The following is a 21,872-nucleotide window of genomic DNA, read 5'->3' as shown; positions in this document are numbered from 1 at the left end:
TAACATAAGGTGAAAGGCCACCGGATCATCGGATGCCAGTTCATAGAATCTCTGAGTGACGGAGTTGTATGGAATGCAGAAGATATCGGTGGTCTTTTCTATTAACAGGAAGGTGGCAGAATGAGTATTTTTGATATTGTAGGTCCGGTCATGGTCGGACCGTCCAGCTCGCATACGGCAGGTGCAGTAAGGATTGGATATATCTGTTATAAGCTGATGGATGAACCCATCCGAAAGGTAGAGATCGGGTTATACGGATCGTTTCTGGCGACAGGAAAAGGTCATGGAACGGATAAAGCACTGGTCGCCGGACTTCTCGGAATGAAGCCGGATGATATCCGAGTGCCGCAGAGCTTTGAACTGGCAAAAGAGGCAGGTATGGAATTCTCCTTTTATGAAGCAAAGCTTGCACATGCAAATCCGAATACAGTCGCACTTCATATGACAGGTGAAAGTGGCAGAGAGCTTGATATTGTAGCGGAATCGGTTGGTGGCGGACGAATCCGCATTTGTAAGATCGATGGACTGGATGCGAATTTCAGTGGAGATTATCCGACACTGATCGTACACAACTTAGATCAGCCGGGACATGTGACGGAGGTTACATCTATGCTCGGTCACAAATCCATCAATATTGCGACCATGCAGCTCTATCGTGCCTGTCCGGGCGGACATGCGGTCATGGTTTTAGAGTGTGATCAGGAGGTTCCGAAAGAATCATTAAAATGGTTGGAGCATCTGGAAGGAATCCTTAAGGTAACATATCTGAGTTTGAAGGAATAGAAAGGAAGAGAAAGAATGGCATTTTCATCTTTGGCAGAAATAGATAATTATATGAAGGAGAATATATGTGAGTTCTGGGAAGCGGTGATCCGCGAAGAAGCAAGGGATTCGCAACAGCCGGAAATGGATATCGTAAACCGGATGACACAGATGTACCGCGCGATGAAGGAGGCGGATGAAACTTATGACGATACACTGACGTCACATAGTGGTCTGTCCGGAAAAAATGGTAAGAGGATGGCAGATTATGCTGCAACACACAAATGCATGTGTGGTGAATTTGGCGGGGCAGTCATGGCAAGGGCAATCAAGATGGCGGAGAGCAATGCCTGTATGAAGCGGATCGTTGCAGCACCGACGGCAGGCTCCTGTGGTGTTGTGCCTGCGATATTGATCACATATGAAAGAATGACGAATACTTCGGAAAATGATATGGTGAAGGCTTTATTTGTGGCAGCGGGAATCGGTGATGTGATTGCAAGACGGGCAAGCATATCAGGCGCAAGAGGAGGCTGTCAGGCAGAGATCGGAGCATCATCGGCTATGGCGGCGGGCGCACTTGCATGGTTAAAAAGCGGCAGCAGTCATCTGATCACACAGGCAGCAGCAATGGCATTAAAGAGTCTGCTTGGACTGGTATGTGATCCGGTAGCGGGCTTAGTAGAAGTGCCATGTGTGAAGCGGAATGCTTCCGGTGCCATGAATGCGCTGTGCGCTGTTGATATGGCATTGGCAGGGATTGAAAGTGCTATTCCTGCAGACGAGGTAATCGATGCGATGCGGGAAATCGGCGACCTGATGCATAAGGATCTCCGAGAGACCGGAAAAGGCGGACTCGCAGCCACCGCCACCGGAATGGCGGTTGCTGAACGTCTGTAGAGGTTCTTACATGAATGAGCCTGTGAAATCCTATGGAATAACGTTGACAGCCGGTGTGAAATTATAGTATATATAATCCAATTCTATAGTATAAGAATAAGGAGACAACATGGGAAAAGTATTTTTTACAAGACACGGACAGACGATCTGGAACGTGGAGAATAAGATATGCGGTGCAACTGATATTGAACTTACAGAGCTTGGACATCAACAGGCAGAGGAGCTTGGAAGAAAGCTGGCGGAGGAACAGCCGGGGATCGATGAGATATTATATTCACCGCTTGTTCGTGCAGCAGAGACTGCCAGACATATATCGGAAATGACAGGAATTCCGATGCGGATGGAGCCGAGATTAAAGGAACAGAACTTTGGACGGTTTGAATCAACACCTAGAAATGGGGAAGAATTCATGGAAGCAAAATCCCATTTCCTCGATCATTATGATGGCGGAGAGACGATGATGCATCTGTGCCAGCGTGTCTATAATCTGTTAGATGATGTAAAGGCGGAGTCCGATCATAAGACATATCTGCTGGTTGCACATAATGGAATTTCAAGAATCGTACAGTCATATTTCTATGATATGACAAATGAAGAATTCGCGCATTTCGGGATTAAGAACTGCGAGATCCGAGAATATAACTTTTAAATGAGTCATCCGGTAAAAAGCCGGTACTTGTTGATATTTTTTATCAATAAGTACCGGCTTTTTGTATACAAAAACAGAAATTTGACAGTATAATGTTAGAAGAAACTAACTAAAAACAGATAAAGGGTTGACAAAGACTTATACATGTGTTATTAATCATATGAACAAATAATCAAATGTTCAGAGAAGAGAATAAATAATTACACAGCGTTTGAAAGAATATTGTTAGACGAGTTAAAAAGGAGGAACAATTAAATGGAAAATCAGAATTTTTTACAGATCAGTGGTCTGAAAAAGAGCTTCGGATCAGGGGAGAACCGGACAGAGGTATTAAGAGGACTGGATTTTACAGTGACGAAGGGAGAAATCTGTGTTTTGCTTGGACCATCCGGCTCCGGTAAGTCTACGTTACTGAATATCATAGGCGGAATCGATAATGCCGACAGTGGTTATATAGCGATCAATGGGGAAAAAACAGTTGATATGGATGAGAAGACACTGACACAGTACAGAAGAAAGCATCTTGGGTATGTATTCCAGATGTATAATCTGATTCCGAATCTGAACGTAAAGGAAAATGTAGAGGTTGGTGCATATTTGAGTGATTCACCGCTCGATGTCGATGATATCTTAAAGACGCTTGGTTTATATGAGCACAGACATAAGCTTCCGAATCAGTTGTCCGGTGGACAGCAGCAGAGAACATCGATCGGAAGGGCTATTGTTAAGAATCCGGATATCCTGCTTTGTGATGAACCGACAGGTGCACTTGATTATAAGACCTCGAAGGAGATCCTGAAGCTGATCGAGGATGTAAATCAGAAATATGGAAATACCGTTATCATGGTTACACATAATGATGCGATCAAGAATATGGCTGACCGTGTGATCAAGCTGCGTGATGGAATGATCCGTAAGAATATAGTAAATGATGTAAAGGTTCCTGCAATGGAGCTTGACTGGTAATACAGAAGTGGCAGAGAGAAAAGGAGAATTTATAATATGAAGAATCCATTATGGAAACGGCTGCCGAAGGAGCTGGCTGCCGATCTTGGAAAGTATCTGGTTATTTTCCTGTTTATGATCTTGAGTATTGGTTTTGTGTCCGGCTTTCTGGTAGCCGGTAAGAGTATGATCGCTACATATGATGAGAGCTTTGATAAGTATAATATCGAGAATGGTAATTTTGAGTACAAGGATGAAGCATCATCCGAGGCGAAGAGAGCGATTGAAGATGAGGGGGTAAAGCTGTATGAGAATTATTACTATGAGAAAATTGTAAAAAAAGATGGGGATGAAAGCATACTCCGTATTTTTAAGAATCGTACAGATGTGGATAAGGTCTGTCTGATGGAGGGAGCGTTCCCTGCGGCAGAAGATGAGATTGCAATTGACCGTATGTATGCGGAAAATAATGGGATCAAGGTAGGAGAGGATCTGTCGGTTGATGGGCAGACATATAAGGTATCGGGCTTTGTAGCATTATCTGATTACAGCGCTTTGTTCCAGAATAATAATGATACGATGTTTGATTCCGTGTTGTTTGGTGTTGCGATCGTAACGGATGAACGGTTTGAAAGCTTTGACAAAGGGCTGATGCATTATTCTTATGCCTGGATCTATGACGATGAACCTGAAGATGAGAAAGCGGAGAAGGATGTATCCGATGATCTTGCAAAGGTGATCAGTCAGTATGGAGAAGTGGAGAAGTTTATTCCAAGATATACGAATCAGGCAATTAATTTTACCGGAGAGGATATGGGTGGTGATTCGATAATGGTGGAAACACTGCTTTATATTATAATCGTGATCATGGCATTTATCTTTGCGATTACGATCAACAATACGATCGTAAAGGAAGCCGGCACGATCGGTACGCTTCGGGCATCTGGTTACACAAGAGGAGAATTACTGGCGCATTACATTTCTCTTCCGATCCTGGTTACATTTGTAGCAGCTGTAATCGGAAATGTTCTGGGATATACAGTATTTAAAAATGTCTGCGTGGCGATGTATTATGGCAGTTACAGTCTGACAAAATATGTGACAAAATGGAATGCGGAAGCATTTGTAAAGACGACGGTTATTCCGATCGTGCTGATGCTTGTCATAACAGCATGGATGATCTATTCGAAGCTCCGTATGTCACCGCTTCGGTTTATCAGACGGGATCTTTCAAAGTCAAAGAGAAAGAAAGCGGTCAAGCTGCCACATTTCCGTTTCTTTACCAGATTCCGTATACGTGTGATCCTGCAGAATCTGCCAAGCTATATCGTATTGTTTATCGGAGTAACATTTGCGATCGTTTTGCTGATGTTCGGAATGATGATGTCGCCGCTTTTAAAACACTATCAGGATGAAACACTGGACAACATGCTTGCGGATTATCAGTACGTTTTGAAAATGCCTGTGGAAACAGAGAACAAGGATGCAGAGAAATACTTGGTAACTTCCCTGATCTATAAAACAGATATAAGAGATGAAGAAGTCATGGTCTATGGTATCTCGGATGACAGCAAGTATTCCAAGGTACAGCCTGCAGATGGAGAAATGCTGATCTCTGACGGACTTCGTGACAAATATAAACTGAAAAACGGGGATACGATCACGCTGGATAAGGAATATTCATCCGATTCTTATAAGATAAAGGTTTCCGGTGTGTGCACATATCCTGCGGCACTGGCAGTATTTATGAATGAGAAGACATATCGGGAAATGTTCGATGTCGAAGAGGGATATTTCTCCGGATATTTCTCAAATGAGAAGCTGACTGATATTGATGAGAAGCTGATCGCGACAGTCGTCACAGAGGAAGATCTGACAAAGGTATCAAGACAGCTTGATCGTTCCATGGGCCAGATGTTTTATATGTTTGAGGTATTCGCACTGGCGATGTTCATGCTGATGGTTTATCTGCTTACAAAGCTGATCATTGAGAGGAATACCATATCAATATCCATGGTAAAGATCCTTGGATATGAGAACAAAGAGATCAACAAGCTGTACCTGTCTGCAACAACCTGGGTGATGGCAGTGTGTGTCATCCTCGGAATCATTCTCTCACAGGTGGCGATCTCCGGGATCTATTATGTGATGATGAAGGAAGCGATCAGTGGATGGATGACGATCTATATTGCTCCGTATATTTATCCTGCGATCTTTATCCTGGCAATGGCAGCCTATGGAATCATCGCTGTCTTCCAGGTAAAAAGGATCAAACGGATCCCGATGGATGAGGCGTTGAAAAATGTTGAATAAGTCATTTGGCCATAATGTTCAAAATTGAATGATCTGAAATAAAAAACGACCTAAAAACTTTTAATATCGAAAGTTTTTACAAATATAACAAATTTATAAAAAACAGGGAGATTTGCAGTTCACAAATCTCCCTTCTTATGTTATCATCGTAAAGATGGTGTGCTGGAGGTTTTGTCGAAAGAAGGCGTGCATTTCAATCGATAGGATCACAGTAAAACAGGTACAATAGAAGAAGGGAGATTATTATGAATCAGAAAAAAGAAGCGATTTATGATGCAAGGGAACTGGGTGTCCCGAAAATGTTGCTGTTAGGTTTGCAGCACATGTTTGCCATGTTTGGTGCAACTATTTTAGTACCGATTCTGGTAAATACTTATTTTAATGGAGAGGGCTTATCCATTCAGGTTACACTGATCTGTGCCGGAATCGGAACATTATTCTTCCATTTATGTACAAAATTAAAGGTGCCTGCATTTTTGGGTTCCTCATTTGCTTTCTTAGGAGGCTTTAATACAGTCGCAAATCTTGATACCGGAATCTTCAAAGATATGTCTATGGGTGAGAAATTACCTTATGCATGTGGCGGTATCGTAGTAGCAGGTGCGTTGTATCTGGTTCTTGCGCTGGTTGTAAAACTGGTTGGCGTAAAACGTGTTATGCGTTTCCTCCCACCTGTTGTTACCGGTCCGATCATTATCTGTATCGGCCTGAGTCTTGCGCCATCAGCCGTAAATAATGCAAAGACAAACTGGATTCTTGCAATTATCGCATTTGCAGTTATTGTAATCTTTAATATCTGGGGCAAAGGAATGTTCAAGATCATTCCGATTCTTATGGGTGTTGTGATCTCATATGTAGTTGCATTTATTCTTTTCAAATGTGGTGTTCACAATCCGGACGGATCTGCGATCTTCACATTTAAGGCAGTAAAGGATGCCGGATGGGTGGATCTTCCTCCATTTCAGCTTTGTAAATTCAATATTACTTCCATCCTTGTAATGGCACCTATCGCTCTTGCAACTATGATGGAGCATATCGGAGATATCTCAGCAATCTCAGCTACAACAGGTAATAATTTCATCAAGGATCCGGGACTTCACAGAACTCTGATCGGTGATGGCCTTGCTACAGCATTTGCTGCTGCATTCGGCGGCCCTGCAAATACAACATACGGTGAGAATACCGGTGTTCTTGAGCTTAGCCGTGTATACGATCCAAGAGTCGTACGTCTGGCTGCTGTATATGCGATCCTTCTCAGCTTTTCACCAAAGGTTGCTGAGTGTATTGGTTCACTTCCTGCATCGATCATCGGTGGTGTCAGCTTCATGCTGTATGGAATGATCTCAGCTATCGGTGTTCGTAATGTTGTTGAGAACAAGGTGGATTTCACAAAGTCGCGTAACCTGATCGTTGCTGCTGTTATCCTTGTCAGCGGACTTGGATTCGGTAATGGTATTACCTTCACAGTTGCAGGAACATCTATCACATTAACATCACTTGCTATCGCAGCTATCCTTGGAATTGCTTTAAACGCAATCCTTCCGGGCAAAGACTACGAATTCGACGAGTAAAATGAATAAAGCCTGAATTGGCATGTAATACAAAACTGCCATATTAAGACACGCTGTGGTTTCGATGAACTGCATATACCTGATTCGCAAATGTTCCTGTGCCAACTCGCCCTTTGGGCTCAGACAGGCATCCACATTTGCTGGTATATGCATTTCATAACGAAATCCTCGCTTGAGGTCTTAATATGGCAGTTTTGTATTACAAGCTGGATTCAGGCTTATGTAGGTTGAGAAGATGTTAGAGGATATAATGTGGTATACTTGGAACAACGATAATTGAAAGGATGGTGCGGTATATGGATGAGTTGGAAAAATGTATGGCAGGAGAAAATTATGTACACTTGGTAAAAAAAATCTCCCAGACGTTCCGGATATGATAGATACGAGAATTTTGTTGCGAGAAACACGCTATCAGCGAATGCGGGTGCCTGTTTGAGCCTGAAAGGCGAGTTGGCACAGGAGCATGAGCGAATAGATGCGTGTGACGAGTAGAAATTCGTAGTATATCATATCCGGAACGTCTGGGAGATTTTATATCAGGTGTACATAATTTTTTTCTGTTTATTCTACATCCAGAAGTTCAATCTTGAAGTTCAGTTCTTTGCCTGCCATCTCATGGTTTGCGTCAAAGGTGATCGTAGTATCATCCTTGGCGGTTACCTTAACAGGGAAAGACTGTCCGGCTGGATTTGACAGGAATACCTTCTGGTCAATTTCCAGATCTTCAGCACCGGGAAGCTGGCTGATCTCAACAGTTAAGATATTGTCGGGATCTGGCATGCCGTATGCTTCTTCCGGCATAAGGTGTACATCGATGATATCACCGATCGCCATGCCCTTAACAGCTTCGTCAAAGCCCTTGATCATCATGCCTGCACCGCATACAAAGTCGATCGGTTCACCACGGTCATAAGATGAATCAAATTTTGTTCCATCGTTAAATGTTCCTGTATAGTGAACCGTACATTTCTTGCCTTCGTTACTCATAAAAAATTCCTCCGATTTCATTGAATGTCTTATTCTAACATGAAATCAGAGGAATGACTATAAAATGTTCATGAAAACGATATCCTGAAGATTTTAGTAGTAACCAAATTCATCAATGGCATCGTCTACACCGTCCCGATAATCGTCATCTTCATCATATCGATCTTCATCGTAATCTCCCATATTGTCATATACGTCATCATATCCATCATCATAGGAGTCGTAAACATCCTGGGAATGAGCAGCTTCAGTTGCCGTAGAATAACGGGATGAAGAACCGGAATGTTTATTATAACCGGATGCTGTTGGTTTTTCGGTTGTATTTGGTTCCGGTTTATATGTGGCTTTTTTCTTTGTTTTATATGAAGAGGACTGTTTATGATAATTGGATTCAGTCGTTGCCTGTGTTGTAACATTATAGGACTTACGGTGACCGTAATCTTTGTGGTACCAGCAGTAGGTTTCGCTTTTATCCACTTCCCGGTCGCATCCGATATAATAGCAGGTATGCTTTCCGCTGTCACTGACAGCACCGATGATGTAACAGATAATAAGAAAAATAATGATGCCTGGGAGGCATCCTCCCGAATTAGAATTTGAATGTGACATATGAATCCCTCCGATCGAAAATGTGATCAACCTACCGTTTGTCTATAGAGAAAAATAAGAAAAACGGAATTGTGGTTAATATATACAGGTATTTGTTATATAGAGGATACAAAAAACGATGTACAAAAAAAGACACATAAATATATTTGCGGTAAATATATTAGCAGAACCTGAAAATTAACTATAGAAGTTATCAGCAAGATGGTTTAAAATAAAAAGGAAAATTGGATTCAAACATAAGTGATATGATGAAACGAGAAAAGAAATGAACAATAGACAGAAACGAGAAAAGCAGTTTTATAGGAAAAAGAAGAATTATAAAAAAGCCGGCATTTGCATAGGGATGGCGGCTGTATTAGCGAGCACGGTTTTTTCCTGGGACAGCCTGCACGATGCCAATAGAACCGGTACAGGACAGACAGATACAACGATTCATACATATGATATGAGTGAGCTTGCTTCGAAAGAACGGCGGGATCGTACAGTACAGATCAATGGGAAAGATTATACGGTTGCCGGGCTGAGTGATACGACAGAGCAGACGGACGAAGCAATGGAGATCTGTGATCAGGATATACAGGATGAGAGTGCGGAGAATCGGGATCCGGTAGAATATATTGCCGGGGTTCCGGTGAAGGAAGCGAAAGATGCTTCTGATGTGGTAGAACTGATCAATGATAACTGGGATCAGGACTACACAGTACCGGATACAGAAACAACAGAACCAGGATCCGATGGAAGTACAGACTCCAATGACAAATATCAGTTAAAGCGTCTGATGGTATTGACGGATGGAGCGCAGCTTACAGACAGCTATGGTGCATCCGAGATCCTTCATTATGGAGATTATAATGAATATGTGCTGCAATTTGATACAACTGCGGATACGGAATATGCTTATTATGAGTTGACGGATGCTTATGGTACGGATCATTGTTTTATCGATCAGGTGGTAGATAGTGATATTCTTGCAGATGTTCCGGACATTGAAGACCATAATTCCCTGTCCTGGGGCGGCAGCGTGATGGGATTTGGCTATCTGAAAGCAGAATACGATTATTATGTGATCAATCAGGAAGTGACAGTTGCCATTATTGATACAGGTCTGGATGCAACGAATAAGATTTTTAAGGGCAGAATAGATACCAAGCATAGTTATTGTTTTCAGGGAAAAGATAAAGTAAGTAGAAATAAGGCATATACGGATGGAAATGGACACGGAACCCATGTAGCCGGTATCATTGCAGATAATACACCGGAAAATGTAAAACTGATGATCCTTAAAACCTTTGATGATGCAGGTAAATCGTCAAATCTTGCAATCCGGAGCGCATTACAATATGCGGTATCCCAAAAGGCAGATGTAGTAAATATGAGCCTTGGATGGACAGGATTATTCTGGAAATATTCTACATTATTAAAGGATGTATTAAAGAAGGCAGAGGCATCTGGAACGGTTGTCTGCTGTGCAGCCGGTAATTATGCAACGGATGTCAGCACAACTTACCCTGCAAACAGAGGAAATGTAATAACGGTAACTGCGATGAACAGCAATGAGAATTTTGCAGCCAGCTATTCCAACTATGGAGATACTGTTGATTTCTGCGCACCGGGAACCAGTGTTGTATCAACATATCTGAAGGGCAAGTATCAGAAGATGTCCGGTACCTCTATGGCAACGCCACATATAACAGCGGCGGTGGCATATGTGAAGATGATCCAGCCATCACTGAACTACAAGGGCGTGAAGAAGGTACTTAAGAAATATGCCGTTGATAAGGGAACCTATGGCTGGGATCCACAATATGGCTGGGGCTATGTTAATCTTCATGATTATTTTGATCAGTCAGGTCTGAAGGTCCAGTATACAGATTATGATGAAAATGGAAATGAAAAGCCGGAATCGCAGACTGCATTTTCCAGGCAGACAATTACCAGAGAATATGGAAGCAAGGCATATCGGTATAAAGTTACGACCAATTCAGAGGGAAAAGTGACATACCAGTCATCTAATACCAGAATTGCGGAAGCAGATGAAAAAGGCTATATTTCGATAAAGGGTGTGGGAAGCTGCACGATCACTGCAACGGTCGGAGCAGATGCAGCATATAAAACGACATTGGCAAGTTATACACTGACTGTAACACCGAAGGACATATCCGGTCTTACAGCAACACTGTCAAAGAAAGTATATCAGTATGCAGGTAAGAGCTGTAAGCCGTCCGTGGCAGTTGCCGGATTGAATAAAGAAGATTATACGGTAACATACAGAAATGCTAAAAAAGTAGGAAGTGCAACCTGTGTTGTGACCGGAACCGGAAATTATACCGGAAAGATCGAATGTTCATATACGATCCGGCTTGCAGCAGCAGAACTGAAAACGGTAGCAAACCAGAAGAGCGGCTTGTCTTTGACCTGGGACAGCGTACCGGGAGCAGAGGGCTATCGGATCTATCGCAGAACATATAAAGGAAAATGGCAGAGAATCGGAGATGTCAATTCCGGAGACACATTGACTTATGTAGATACATCTGCAAAATCAGGCACATGGTATGCATATAGAATCCGGGCTAGAAAGGGCATATCTTTTGGTGCTTACAGCGACGCAGTAGTAACCCGGAGACTGACCAGACCGGCAATATCGGTAAAAGAACGCAGCTATGGTGTTGCAGTAAAATGGAAATCAATCAAAGGAGCAAAGAAGTATAAGATATATAGACAGGAAGAAAAAGGCTCCATGAAACAGATTGGAACAACAACGGATCTTTACTGGAAAGATAAGACGGCAAGATCCGGTTATCGCTATGTATATACGGTAAAGGCAGTAAGCGGCAGTGCACAGAGCTGTGCAGCAAAAAGAATCACAATTATAAAGAAGTAAAATGTACAGGCATCATTTGAAGTCAGGTGGATTTGATTTTGGATGATGTCTGTTTTGAAAGGAAAGAAAATGGACAAGAAACAGGTTCAGGAAGCATATAGAGAGACAACGCCGGAAGAAGAACAGGAATATTTTGAAGAAGTAGAAAATGAGCTGCAGTGTGATCTTCAGACCACACAGGAGAGCATCGACTACCGGAATCAGGCGATCAAAGCACAGAAGAAATATATGCGTGACAGCCACGGAGATATGGACGATGAGGAATTCCTGCAGAACATGAACAATGTAAATAACGATACATTTTTTATCGAACATGCGGCAAAGCAGGTAGATGTACTGGCGCACCAGATCGAGAGTCCGTATTTTGGAAAGATCGCATTTGAGTATCAGGAGGATGGACAGGTTCTTCCGGTCTATATCGGAACAAACGGCTACTGGTCGATGGAAGAACAGGATCAGAAAGTCTATGACTGGCGTGCTCCGATCGCATCGATGTATTATGATTATGAGAAGGGCGAGGCATCCTATCAGGCACCCGATAAAGAATATTTTGGAAAGATCGTAGAGAAGAAGCAATTTGATATCAGCAATGGAAGACTGCATAATGCAGTCGATACCGATGAGAAGATCAATGATATGATCCTGCTTGATGCACTGGGAAAGAACAGCGGAACGAAGATGAAATCCGTAGTTGCAACGATCCAGAAAGGACAGAATGCATTGATCCGTAATAAGACAGCTTATAATCTTATTGTGGATGGACGGGCAGGAAGTGGTAAGACAGTAGTTGCGATGCACAGACTGGCGTGGCTGTTATTCAACAATCGTAAGACGATGTCGGCAGACAATGTTATGATCCTGTCGCCAAATGGAATCTTTGGCGATTATATTGCCGGTGTGCTGCCGGAGGTCGGCGAGGATAATGTACCGGAGAAGGAATTTGATTCTCTGATGGAGGAAATCCTGTTTGTGGACTGTGATTATGAGACAAAGCTGGAACAGGCAGACCGGATCACGACACATCCCGATATGGAAAGTCCGGAGATGAAGAATATTGCATGGAAATCATCGATTGCGTTCTATCAGGCATTTAACAAATATCTGGAAGAGTATACGGCAAATATTAAGTTTAAAGATTTCCATTTTGAGAAAACAGAATTTACAAAGGATCAGATTGAGAAGATGTTCTATAATCGTTTTGCCAGATATCCGGTCTATGAACGTTTTGAGAAGATCGCATATTTTATAGCAGACCGGGTAGAGGATGAACAGGATCAGGCATTTACGGATGAGAAGCATCAGAAGATGGAGAACCAGATCACAAAAGAGATGATCTATCAGTATGCGGAGCGCAACCTGATCGAATTATATCAGGACTTTCTTAACAGTCAGGCTGAACAGCATCCGGGCATCGAACAATACCGGAATGAATATGGCAAGATATGCTATGAAGATATTCTGGCGGTCTTTTATCTGCAAATTTATTTCTATGGATGCAAGTCCTATGACAATATCAAGCATCTCGTGATCGATGAGATGCAGGATTACAATATATTCCAGTATGCAGTATTGGATCGCATCTTTAAATGTAGGAAGACGATACTGGGAGACAGCCTGCAGGTGCTTTATTATAATCCGGAGGAAACGGTGCTGGATGTATTGCAGACGGTATTTGTGCCGCATGGAGGAACAGGCGGCTGCCAGATCAAGACTCTGGATACTGCATATCGTTCAACCTGTGAGATCACAGAATTCTGTAACAGGATTCTGGAAGCAGACCGGGCGTCAGACGAGGGGGAAGCCCATCCACTCAACCGCCATGGCATGGAGCCGGTGACGGAGCAGGCAGAGAGCATAGAGGACGCTGCCGGATTTATCGCAGAGAAGCTTGATTATGGAGAACTGGATGATTTTGATAATGTGGCAATTCTCTGTGATGATGAAGAACGTGCATTTGCCATGTATAAAGAACTGGAAGAATATGAGCAGGTGACATATCTTACGAACCAGTCGACCGTCTATAATGGCGGTGTGGTTGTTCTTCCGAAGTTTCTTGCAAAGGGTATGGAATTCGATGCAGTATTTGTTATCAATGAACAGGATGTGATGGAAAACCGGATCAGCCGGCACGCATTTTACATTTCCTGTACAAGAGCACTGCACCAGTTATATGTGATCAATGTTACAAATTAAACTTGATTATTTCAAGTTTGAACTGCTATAAATATACATTATTAAGATAAAATACTTGAAAATATCATTTTGGATGGTCTTTGACTTGAGATATTGACGTATAAATGCAGGAGAACTAGAATGCCTCTTGTCAAAAGGTTTATCCCTTACAGGTAACACCGGATAACTCGTGACAATAAAATATTTGTTAAATGAGGAGATACGAAGATGAGCAGACAGTACGACCCGTATGAGAATGTGGTAGCAGTGATGGAAGAAGCCATGAACATTGGTGGAATTGACAAGAGGATGTTTGAGATCATCAAAAATCCACAGCGTGAGACTAAGGTTTACCTTCCTGTGGAGATGGATGACGGAAGTGTTAAGGTATTTGAAGGATACAGAGTCCAGCATTCAAATATCAGAGGACCGTTCAAAGGAGGTATACGTTATCACAAGAACGTATCACTGAATGAAGTCAAAGCACTTGCAACATGGATGTCATTAAAATGTGCAGTGGCAAATATACCATTTGGAGGAGCGAAGGGTGGTATCAAAGTAGATCCGGCTGCACTTTCCAGACGGGAATTGTGTGCATTGACGAGAAGATATACCTATGCGATCGAGCCGATCATCGGAGCAGATACCGATATACCTGCTCCTGATGTAAATACAAATGCACAGATTATGACATGGGTGTTAGATACATACAGCCAGTTAAAGGGAAAACCTTGTCCCGGAGTTGTGACAGGAAAACCGCTGGAGCTTGGCGGTTCCAAGGGAAGACCATCGGCAACTGGACGTGGAGTTGTGATCAGCACCAAGCTCCTTCTTGCAGAAGATGGCAAGGCGTTAGAGGGGGCTAAAGTTGCAATTCAGGGATGCGGTAATGTTGGCGGCAATACAGCCAGAATATTTGGACATAGAGGTGTGGTTGTTGTAGCGATCAGTGATGTGTCGGGTGGAATCTATAAGGAGACCGGATTGGATGCAGATAAGGTAACAGCTTATGTAGAAGCCGGTGGTCTGCTTGCAGACTATCAGGAAGATGGTGTTACTCATATTTCGAATACAGATATTCTTACCTGTGATTGTGATGTGCTGGTTCCCGCAGCGCTTGAAAATCAGATCACAAAAGAGGTTGCGGAGAAATTAAAATGTTCTTATATTGTTGAGGGTGCAAATGGACCGACGGCAGCAGATGCAGATCCGATCCTTGCAGAAAGAGGAATCAAGCTTGTGCCGGATATCTTTGCAAACAGCGGCGGTGTTATTGTTTCTTATTTTGAATGGGTACAGAACATTCAGGAAATGACATGGGAAAAACCGCAGGTAAATGAGATGCTTGAAACGATCATGACGAAAGCATTTGGAGAAATCGTGGAGGAGAGCAAAAAGAGTCATTGTACTTTGCGGATGGCAGCCTATATCATTGCTTTAAAACGATTGATCCATACGGAAGAGATCAAGGGTATATTCCCGTAAAATATACAGATGCAATACTACATGGTATTTTTAGTGCTGGATTTATCCTGTTATTAGTAGTAAAATACAGACAGGATAGATAGAAGTACATTGATATCAGAAATATGAAAGGGATGTCCTTCTCAGATGAAGGATGTCCTTTTTCTATACCAAAGTTTCTATATAAATAAAGGTATTTGGCAGATGAGATGTATAAGAAAATGGAGAGTAAAACTATGCATGAAGTAAAAGAGACAGCTTACTGTCTGGATGAGGTAGATCAGAAGATTCTGGAACTGTTAGAGAAGGATGCTCGTATGTCTTTAAAGGATATTGCGGAATGTGTTTTTCTGTCATCAACAGCAGTATCTACAAGAATAGAGCGGTTAAAGGAAGCAGGGGTGATCGAGGGCTTTCAGGTACAGATCAATCCGATCGCACTGGGATATTATACAAAAGCATTTATTAATTTAGAGGTAGAGCCAAACGACAAACAGGATTTTTATCCATTTATCAAGAACTGCAAAAATGTTGTGGAATGTAATTGTGTGACCGGTGACTATTCCATGCTGATCGAGGTTATCTTTGAGACAACGATGGCACTGGATCTGTTTATCGGTGAATTGCAGAGATTTGGAAAAACAAAGACTTTGATCGCATTCTCGACCTCTGTAGAACACAGAAATATCTACTGGAAGGAAGAAAATCAGGAGCCGAATACATAAATTTTTTTTCGAAAGCGGATACTAACAATGGGAGGTTGCTTATGAAACAGAACGTAAAGAAAAAAGAGACATATATTCCATCATCCAACGGAAGAGATAAATTACATGTCATCGTCTGGATTCCACAGGGTGAGATCAAGGCGGTGCTTCAGATCTCTCATGGTATGATAGAGGACATGGAGCGTTATGATCATTTTGCAAGATTTATGGCTGCCAGAGGAATTCTGGTATGCGGAAATGATCATCTGGGGCATGGACTGACAGCCAGAAATAAATCCGAGATGGGTTATATGTATGCTTATGATGCAAGTAAGACGATGGCAGCAGATGTTCATCGTGTGACCAGATGCATAAAACGGGCATATCCGGATCTTCCGTATTTTCTTATGGGACACAGCATGGGATCATTTATTGCAAGAAGATATATGTGCGAATATGCAAAAGATCCAAAGTACCCTGCAAAGCTGCAGAAAAATGCCAGCATAGATGGTTTTATCTGTATGGGAACGGGCGGACATCCGAAGTGTATGCTGAAGATCGGAGAGGCGGTAGCCGGAGTGGAGAGTATGCTCCGTGGCGAGAAGCATAGAAGCAAATTGTTGCAGGTGCTTGCATTTGGTACTTACCTTTTCGGTATTCCCAGAATGACGATCATGAACGGTGAGAAGCGAAAGCGTACCGTGAAAGACTGGCTGAGCAGAGACTATGTTCAGGTTGACAAATATATGGCAGATCCGATGTATGACTATACTTTTACGGTAAAGGGCTACAAGACGTTATTCAAAACACTGGAATTTATTCAGGATGAGGATAATCTGGCAAATGTGCCAAAGAATATGCCGGTATTGTTCATATCAGGAAGCAAAGATCCAGTCGGACACTATGGCCTGGACGTGAAGCTTTTATACAACAAATACAGCAGATATATCACAGATGATGTCAAATGCATCCTGTACAAGGATGCGCGTCACGAAGTCATAAACGAGATCAACAACATTCAGGCATATTACGATATCTATAACTGGATCGACCTGCACACCATAGGGGTGTAGGGGCGGAAACACATTTTAGTAATAAAAACAGAACAGGTGGTAACCCTCAACCGGGGCATTTTCAAATCATAGCATGAACGACTGAGTTTCAACGATTCGGTGCTACTGCGCCGGACACAACGAATTTATCGTGTCCGGCGCAGCATGCAGATCGAATCGAAGTTGAAATGAAGGTAGTCATGCGTGTTAGAGAATGCTCCGGCTGAGAGTTACCGCCTGTTCGTTTGCGTTACAAGCTGATCTTTTTTTCGAGGAGCACGGAGCTTCCGATATAGCTTGCCACCATTACTACGAAGTAGAGTGCGATCTGTGGGATCATGGCATACATGGCTTCCATAAATGTCGCATTCGGTCCGGGATTGGACAGATGGGGAATCTTAGAAGCAATTACAGACAGGATCACATAGAAGACGATGAACAGTACGAAACTGATAAAACCTTTAATCTTCTTTGTCTGAAGAATGGTGGAGCATACCGATACCGCAAGGTAGGCAAGAGTGATCGTCATAAAGAACTGAATCAGAAATACAAGGATAAATGCCAGTAATCTTAAGATAACGCCGCCCAGGGAATATCCCCCCATTTCAAGAATATTGCTTAGAAAATCATAAAAAGTATCAATGGAGTCATATGTGGAGTATGCCAGGCTGAGATCTAAGGTCAGTAATCCGAATATAACAGCAACGATTATTGCACCTGTCAGCAGGATGGATAACAGTTTGGCGCCGATTACTTTATAGCTGGATATAGGAGCCATAAAGACCAGATATCCTGATTTGTTTTTCAGATCCTGGCTGTAACTGATTATGCCGTAGATCAATACAAACAGGTAACAGCAGAAAGCCGCGAGAATAAGCAGGGAAACAGCAATAACAGAGTGATCTGCATGTTCGGTTAACGTACCAATGAGAAAGTAAAGCTCAATGGCAGCTATGACGATCCCTACGATCAGAAGTGGAAAGATTCCACGGCGAAATTCATATTTTAACATTTTTAACATAATTGAATACCTCCCAGTTTATGCGTAGATTTCTTTATACATATCAACAATGGATTTGCCCTGTGCGATACGAAGTTCTTCTGCATTACCCTGTAATACACAGGTTCCGTTTTTGATGAAGATGGCATGATCAATGATCTTTTCCAGTTCATCCACCAGATGGCTTGACATGATAACGGCAGTGTCATCTGAGATATTAGACACGATTGTATGAATGATCTTCTCGCGGGCAATGATATCGATGCCGTTTAACGGTTCGTCTAACATAATAACTTCCGCATTTCTTGAAAGCGTTGCAACGATCTTCAGCTTTGCCATCATACCGGATGACATCTCACGCACTTTTTGCTTTGGCGACAGATCCATTTCCTGTAACAGGCGCATGTATTTGTCATAATCAAAATCAGCGAAGAAATCACGGTAATATTTTCCGACATCGATGCAGTTCATATAACCGAAGAAATAGGCTTCTGTAGGCATATATGCGATATGCGCTTTGGCTTTGTAATCTAATGGCCGGTTATCCATTGTGATCGTACCGGAGGACGGTTTTGAAAGCCCGGCGATCATTTTCATAAGGGTGGATTTACCGCTTCCGTTCGGACCGAGTAGAGCATAAATGTTACCGGATATGATATCCAGTGACAGGTCCGAAACAGCGGTCGTACTCATATACTTTTTTACTAAGTGTTCACATTTAATCATAGTATTCATTCCTTTCAATACTTGTTTTTACAGGGAATAGTAGTCCTGCAATAATCGGATGATCTCTTCCGGCGTATATCCCATGCCGGTGAGCTGTTCATCCAGAACTGTAAGAATCTGCTTTAACTGTTCCTGTTTCAGCCGATCAATTACCTGAGGATCTTCTGTTACAAATGTACCAATTCCACGTTTCGTATATGACAGTTCGAGAGATTCCATCTCGTTATAAACCCGGGCTGCGGTGTTTGGGTTGATGTCATATTGGATGGCAAGCTCTCTGGATGATGGGAGCTTGGTACCAAGTGGCAGGGCACCTGTAATAATCTTCTTTTTTATATCATCGATGACCTGAAGGTAGATCGGCAGGTTTGATTTAAATTCCAAATGCTTCCCTCCTAACTACTGTACTAGTTGGATAGTACACCAATACACTTGGGATGTCAAGCACAAAAATTAAATTTATAACTATTCATTTGGCAGCAAAACTTTCATTTACAGGTGAATTGCCGGATATAGGCTAAAATTAATGAGAATAATTCTTAAAAAGGTATTCAAACTTGACAAAATATATGTTAGTATAGACTTATCAAAAGTAAGATCGGAATAAATCATTGGAGTGAACAGGTATGGCAGAGAAAAGAAATACAAAACAAAAACAGGTTATATATTCGGTTATAAAAGAATTAAAATGTCATCCGACTGCCCAGCAGCTTCATCAGATTCTTGTGGAGAGGGGATATAATATAGGTGCATCGACTGTATACAGAGTATTGGCGGATGCGGTTGATGACGGCATTATCATGAATGTATTCTCATTTGATAAGAATGAACATTTTGACGGCAATCCGGTTCCGCATTATCATATTATCTGTACCAAATGTGGAAGAATCTTCGACAGCCATGTGCCATATGATCCTGAGATCGATGAGCGAGGCAGACTGGCGGATGAGGACTTTCTGATAACATCCCACAATCTTGAATATGTCGGCATCTGCCCTGAATGTCAGAACGAGCAGGAATAACACCATGCTTTATAACACTATCAGGATTTATATAAGATTGCATAAAATATAGCACACACATACAGCAACACCCATATGGTTGTTCCATTATAACATGACATATACGAGGATTTCGTTGTGAGCTGCACATTGTCAGTAAATACGAATGCCTGTTTGAGCCGAAGGCGAGTTGGCACAGGAGTATTTACGAATCAGACATGTGCTGCGAACAGAAACCGCAGTAAGTCATTTATAGTGGAATAACCATATGGGTGTTGCTGTATGTGCGTGCTATATTGCAATCTTATATAAAACTTGAACAACCTGTCAAAGCATGGTGTTATTCCTGCTCGTTGTCTCTTGTATCGTCTTCCTTGTCAAAGACTTCGAATTCGGCGTCATTATTCTGGATGGTGGAGATCACCTTGGCAGATTTTACAGGACGCATCGGATCGGTCATTGGATTCTGGATGAAAGTCTGGTTTGATGATGGCAGGACAACATTCTGACCAAGAATGGATCTGCGGTCACGGATCGCACGGCGTCTGGCACGTTCTTCTGCAGGGAGCTGTTCCTCATCTTCCATATCCTCATCTGCTTCGGGCCCCTCGTCGATGTCTTCCGGTTCATCCATGTCATTATGATCTGTGACAGGCTTATGCTCGGAATTTGACCGGGCTTTTTTGCCGCGCATATTCAAAAGAGTGCTTATAAAGTCGGAGCTTTCAAAGCTGCTTTTTTGACCGGACGATTTATCGGTTTCGTTGGTATCTTCATCATCTTCAAGTTCTTCCATGTCTTCGTATTCGATTGAAGAATCAATATCGGAATCTTTGGAATCAGCGCTTTCGTCTGCAGTGCCTGCATCAGATTCATCCGAATCGTCTTCTTCCGGTTCTGCATTTCCGAATAATTCATCGAAATAGGACTGTTCGATATGGATATCAAAATCTGCTTCGGCATGTCCGACCTCATCCTTGCAGTCGTTATAAATCTTTGTGTTATACGTTTTCTTAAGCTGTTCGATCAGTTCTTTATCATCATACTGAAGCTGCTCCAAAATACGGGCAACAATGATTCCCTGATATTCGTCGCTCCAGCCATCTTCGAGCTTGATCACGATACCGAGCTTCCGGCTTCGGATCGCCATACAGATCACACCTCTGGAACCGTCCTTCATAAGAAGATCCGGGTTCTTATTTACATAGTAAGATGGTGTAAAGTAATCGTTGATCTTTTCAGGATTCTTGTTAATACAGTCGAAGTTATAGGTGATTGCTTCCCGTATATCATCCGGCAGGTTGAACGGATCTGCAAGTTTTGCATAAGCAAGTGCGATATTACGCATTGGAAGTGCAAATACCGGAACACCACAGCCGTCGATTCCCAGACTGATCCGGTAAGTCGGAGTCTGGCTTAGCATGGATAAGAATGAAATGATCTGCTTCTGGACAGGAGAGTCCGGAAGCTGGTAGCCGGTGACTTTTCCTGTCAGTTCACGCTGCAGCATCATAAGGCTTAAGTGCTTGCCGGAGCAGCAGTGCTGCAAACGGCTCTTGCCCTCTACAGGATTCAGCTTGGAACCAAGTGCAAGCTTGTCCGCAAGCGGTGTTGCAGATGTGGAGATCGTTGGATTCATGATCATATCTTCTTCTTTTAAGCCCGTTTTTTCCATGATGCTCTGAAGTACATAGATGTGATGATTACTGCCCCAGTGAGAGGAATTACAGATCGTTACTTCTTCCTCGCTCAGGTTATATTTTTTATGAAGACCTGCAAGCAGGGTAGGAAGCACCTGGATCGGTTTGCTTGCGGAACGCATATAAGTCTGGCGCTCAATATCACCGGTATAAGCAATTGTTTCGCCGGTTGATGAAACAATAGCAATAGATCCATAATGTACATTTTCAACAACATCGCCACGGTATTCTTTTACTAAAATTTCAGCCATAAGTTCTTCTTCCTTTCATCTTCGTATACTCAGGCATTTGTGGGATTATGACAGGTCAAAATCTGTGTAACAGCCTGAAAGTATATCGGTAAAATAATTAAGTAGAGTTTATCACAAGTAGAAAACCATTTCTACCCGGAGAATATAGGAAAGAAATTTTTTTAATCAAAAATAACCAGTAAAAA

At 42.4% G+C, this 21,872-nt stretch carries 17 protein-coding genes and 1 pseudogene; 12 read left to right on the top strand and 6 right to left on the bottom strand.

All coding sequences use genetic code 11. The annotated features are described in order from the left end of the window. The first annotated feature begins 120 nt into the window (after window positions 1–120). From sdaAB to WKT03_RS09985, 6 genes are all read left to right on the top strand, one after another. Window positions 121–783 (top strand): L-serine ammonia-lyase, iron-sulfur-dependent subunit beta, encoded by a 663-nt coding sequence (gene sdaAB, locus WKT03_RS10010; protein ID WP_117785209.1) that lies wholly within the window; start codon window positions 121–123, stop codon window positions 781–783. 15 nt (window positions 784–798) lie between these two features. Further along, on the top strand, window positions 799–1,662 hold the full coding sequence (gene sdaAA, locus WKT03_RS10005) for an L-serine ammonia-lyase, iron-sulfur-dependent, subunit alpha (protein ID WP_340391783.1): 864 nt from the start codon (window positions 799–801) through the stop codon (window positions 1,660–1,662). Window positions 1,663–1,771: 109 nt separating this feature from the next. Beyond that, window positions 1,772–2,311, top strand: coding sequence for a histidine phosphatase family protein (locus tag WKT03_RS10000; RefSeq protein ID WP_117785211.1), 540 nt, complete (start codon window positions 1,772–1,774; stop codon window positions 2,309–2,311). A gap of 255 nt (window positions 2,312–2,566) precedes the next feature. After that, a complete protein-coding gene (locus WKT03_RS09995; RefSeq protein ID WP_008400229.1) occupies window positions 2,567–3,277 on the top strand; it encodes an ABC transporter ATP-binding protein in 711 nt (236 codons plus the stop codon). A 36-nt stretch (window positions 3,278–3,313) separates the two neighbouring features. Next, window positions 3,314–5,569: an FtsX-like permease family protein gene (locus WKT03_RS09990; protein ID WP_340391779.1), complete on the top strand. Its 2,256-nt coding sequence runs from the start codon at window positions 3,314–3,316 to the stop codon at window positions 5,567–5,569. A gap of 245 nt (window positions 5,570–5,814) precedes the next feature. After that, entirely contained in the window at window positions 5,815–7,140 is a 1,326-nt protein-coding gene (locus WKT03_RS09985) for a uracil-xanthine permease family protein (protein ID WP_117823217.1), read from the top strand. A 561-nt stretch (window positions 7,141–7,701) separates the two neighbouring features. Here the strand turns inward: WKT03_RS09985 and WKT03_RS09980 are convergent. Beyond that, window positions 7,702–8,121 (bottom strand): annotated as a pseudogene (locus WKT03_RS09980) (FKBP-type peptidyl-prolyl cis-trans isomerase); the annotation flags it as partial. A gap of 99 nt (window positions 8,122–8,220) precedes the next feature. Next, a complete protein-coding gene (locus WKT03_RS09975) occupies window positions 8,221–8,736 on the bottom strand; it encodes a hypothetical protein (protein ID WP_340391773.1) in 516 nt (171 codons plus the stop codon). A 265-nt stretch (window positions 8,737–9,001) separates the two neighbouring features. Between WKT03_RS09975 and WKT03_RS09970 the strand changes: the two genes are divergently transcribed. The 5 genes from WKT03_RS09970 to WKT03_RS09950 all read left to right on the top strand — a co-directional run bounded on the left by WKT03_RS09970 (window position 9,002) and on the right by WKT03_RS09950 (window position 17,030). Further along, window positions 9,002–11,617: a S8 family serine peptidase gene (locus tag WKT03_RS09970; RefSeq protein ID WP_340391772.1), complete on the top strand. Its 2,616-nt coding sequence runs from the start codon at window positions 9,002–9,004 to the stop codon at window positions 11,615–11,617. Window positions 11,618–11,671: 54 nt separating this feature from the next. After that, window positions 11,672–13,810, top strand: coding sequence for a HelD family protein (locus WKT03_RS09965; protein ID WP_340391771.1), 2,139 nt, complete (start codon window positions 11,672–11,674; stop codon window positions 13,808–13,810). A gap of 207 nt (window positions 13,811–14,017) precedes the next feature. After that, window positions 14,018–15,274 carry a Glu/Leu/Phe/Val family dehydrogenase gene (locus WKT03_RS09960; protein WP_117808650.1) on the top strand — a complete coding sequence of 419 codons (1,257 nt, stop codon included), beginning with the start codon at window positions 14,018–14,020 and terminating at the stop codon, window positions 15,272–15,274. Window positions 15,275–15,519: 245 nt separating this feature from the next. Further along, window positions 15,520–15,978, top strand: coding sequence for an Lrp/AsnC family transcriptional regulator (locus WKT03_RS09955; RefSeq protein WP_117785369.1), 459 nt, complete (start codon window positions 15,520–15,522; stop codon window positions 15,976–15,978). Between the two features lie 41 nt (window positions 15,979–16,019). Beyond that, the gene (locus WKT03_RS09950) at window positions 16,020–17,030 is read left to right on the top strand and encodes an alpha/beta fold hydrolase (protein WP_021943152.1); all 1,011 of its coding nucleotides are present in this window, start codon (window positions 16,020–16,022) and stop codon (window positions 17,028–17,030) included. Window positions 17,031–17,259: 229 nt separating this feature from the next. Here the strand turns inward: WKT03_RS09950 and WKT03_RS09945 are convergent, their stop codons facing one another. Genes WKT03_RS09945 through WKT03_RS09935 form a run of 3 tightly spaced genes read right to left on the bottom strand, consistent with a single transcriptional unit; the run spans window position 17,260 to window position 19,119 of the window. Then, the gene (locus WKT03_RS09945; protein WP_118675583.1) at window positions 17,260–18,030 is read right to left on the bottom strand and encodes an ABC transporter permease; all 771 of its coding nucleotides are present in this window, start codon (window positions 18,028–18,030) and stop codon (window positions 17,260–17,262) included. 18 nt (window positions 18,031–18,048) lie between these two features. Continuing rightward, window positions 18,049–18,735: an ABC transporter ATP-binding protein gene (locus WKT03_RS09940; RefSeq protein ID WP_186847846.1), complete on the bottom strand. Its 687-nt coding sequence runs from the start codon at window positions 18,733–18,735 to the stop codon at window positions 18,049–18,051. Window positions 18,736–18,762: 27 nt separating this feature from the next. Continuing rightward, complete coding sequence (locus WKT03_RS09935) at window positions 18,763–19,119, bottom strand: GntR family transcriptional regulator (RefSeq protein ID WP_161116783.1); 357 nt, start codon at window positions 19,117–19,119, stop codon at window positions 18,763–18,765. 242 nt (window positions 19,120–19,361) lie between these two features. On the opposite strand from WKT03_RS09935, the gene WKT03_RS09930 reads away from it, so the two are divergent. Further along, on the top strand, window positions 19,362–19,757 hold the full coding sequence (locus WKT03_RS09930; RefSeq protein WP_117785221.1) for a Fur family transcriptional regulator: 396 nt from the start codon (window positions 19,362–19,364) through the stop codon (window positions 19,755–19,757). 319 nt (window positions 19,758–20,076) lie between these two features. Here WKT03_RS09930 and WKT03_RS09925 read toward each other — a convergent pair whose 3' ends face one another. Then, the gene (locus WKT03_RS09925) at window positions 20,077–21,687 is read right to left on the bottom strand and encodes an asparaginase (protein WP_340391755.1); all 1,611 of its coding nucleotides are present in this window, start codon (window positions 21,685–21,687) and stop codon (window positions 20,077–20,079) included. Window positions 21,688–21,872 lie beyond the last annotated feature (185 nt).

This window comes from Coprococcus sp. HCN-4056 (assembly GCF_037892645.1).
GTDB lineage: Bacteria > Bacillota > Clostridia > Lachnospirales > Lachnospiraceae > Coprococcus > Coprococcus ammoniilyticus.
The sequence above is the reverse complement of the archived record's forward strand: the minus strand, read 5'-3'. Positions and strand labels throughout refer to the sequence as shown.

What these genes read in the sequence shown, in the direction of transcription:
- WKT03_RS09930 (WP_117785221.1), top strand. Translation starts at nt 19,362, where the DNA reads ATGGCAGAGAAAAGAAATACAAAACAAAAACAGGTTATATATTCGGTT.
- WKT03_RS09985 (WP_117823217.1), top strand. Translation starts at nt 5,815, where the DNA reads ATGAATCAGAAAAAAGAAGCGATTTATGATGCAAGGGAACTGGGTGTC.
- WKT03_RS09950 (WP_021943152.1), top strand. Translation starts at nt 16,020, where the DNA reads ATGAAACAGAACGTAAAGAAAAAAGAGACATATATTCCATCATCCAAC.
- WKT03_RS09995 (WP_008400229.1), top strand. Translation starts at nt 2,567, where the DNA reads ATGGAAAATCAGAATTTTTTACAGATCAGTGGTCTGAAAAAGAGCTTC.
- WKT03_RS09945 (WP_118675583.1), bottom strand. Translation starts at nt 18,030, where the DNA reads ATGTTAAAAATGTTAAAATATGAATTTCGCCGTGGAATCTTTCCACTT.
- sdaAB (WP_117785209.1), top strand. Translation starts at nt 121, where the DNA reads ATGAGTATTTTTGATATTGTAGGTCCGGTCATGGTCGGACCGTCCAGC.
- WKT03_RS10000 (WP_117785211.1), top strand. Translation starts at nt 1,772, where the DNA reads ATGGGAAAAGTATTTTTTACAAGACACGGACAGACGATCTGGAACGTG.
- WKT03_RS09970 (WP_340391772.1), top strand. Translation starts at nt 9,002, where the DNA reads ATGAACAATAGACAGAAACGAGAAAAGCAGTTTTATAGGAAAAAGAAG.
- WKT03_RS09925 (WP_340391755.1), bottom strand. Translation starts at nt 21,687, where the DNA reads ATGGCTGAAATTTTAGTAAAAGAATACCGTGGCGATGTTGTTGAAAAT.
- WKT03_RS09975 (WP_340391773.1), bottom strand. Translation starts at nt 8,736, where the DNA reads ATGTCACATTCAAATTCTAATTCGGGAGGATGCCTCCCAGGCATCATT.
- WKT03_RS09990 (WP_340391779.1), top strand. Translation starts at nt 3,314, where the DNA reads ATGAAGAATCCATTATGGAAACGGCTGCCGAAGGAGCTGGCTGCCGAT.
- sdaAA (WP_340391783.1), top strand. Translation starts at nt 799, where the DNA reads ATGGCATTTTCATCTTTGGCAGAAATAGATAATTATATGAAGGAGAAT.
- WKT03_RS09960 (WP_117808650.1), top strand. Translation starts at nt 14,018, where the DNA reads ATGAGCAGACAGTACGACCCGTATGAGAATGTGGTAGCAGTGATGGAA.
- WKT03_RS09940 (WP_186847846.1), bottom strand. Translation starts at nt 18,735, where the DNA reads ATGATTAAATGTGAACACTTAGTAAAAAAGTATATGAGTACGACCGCT.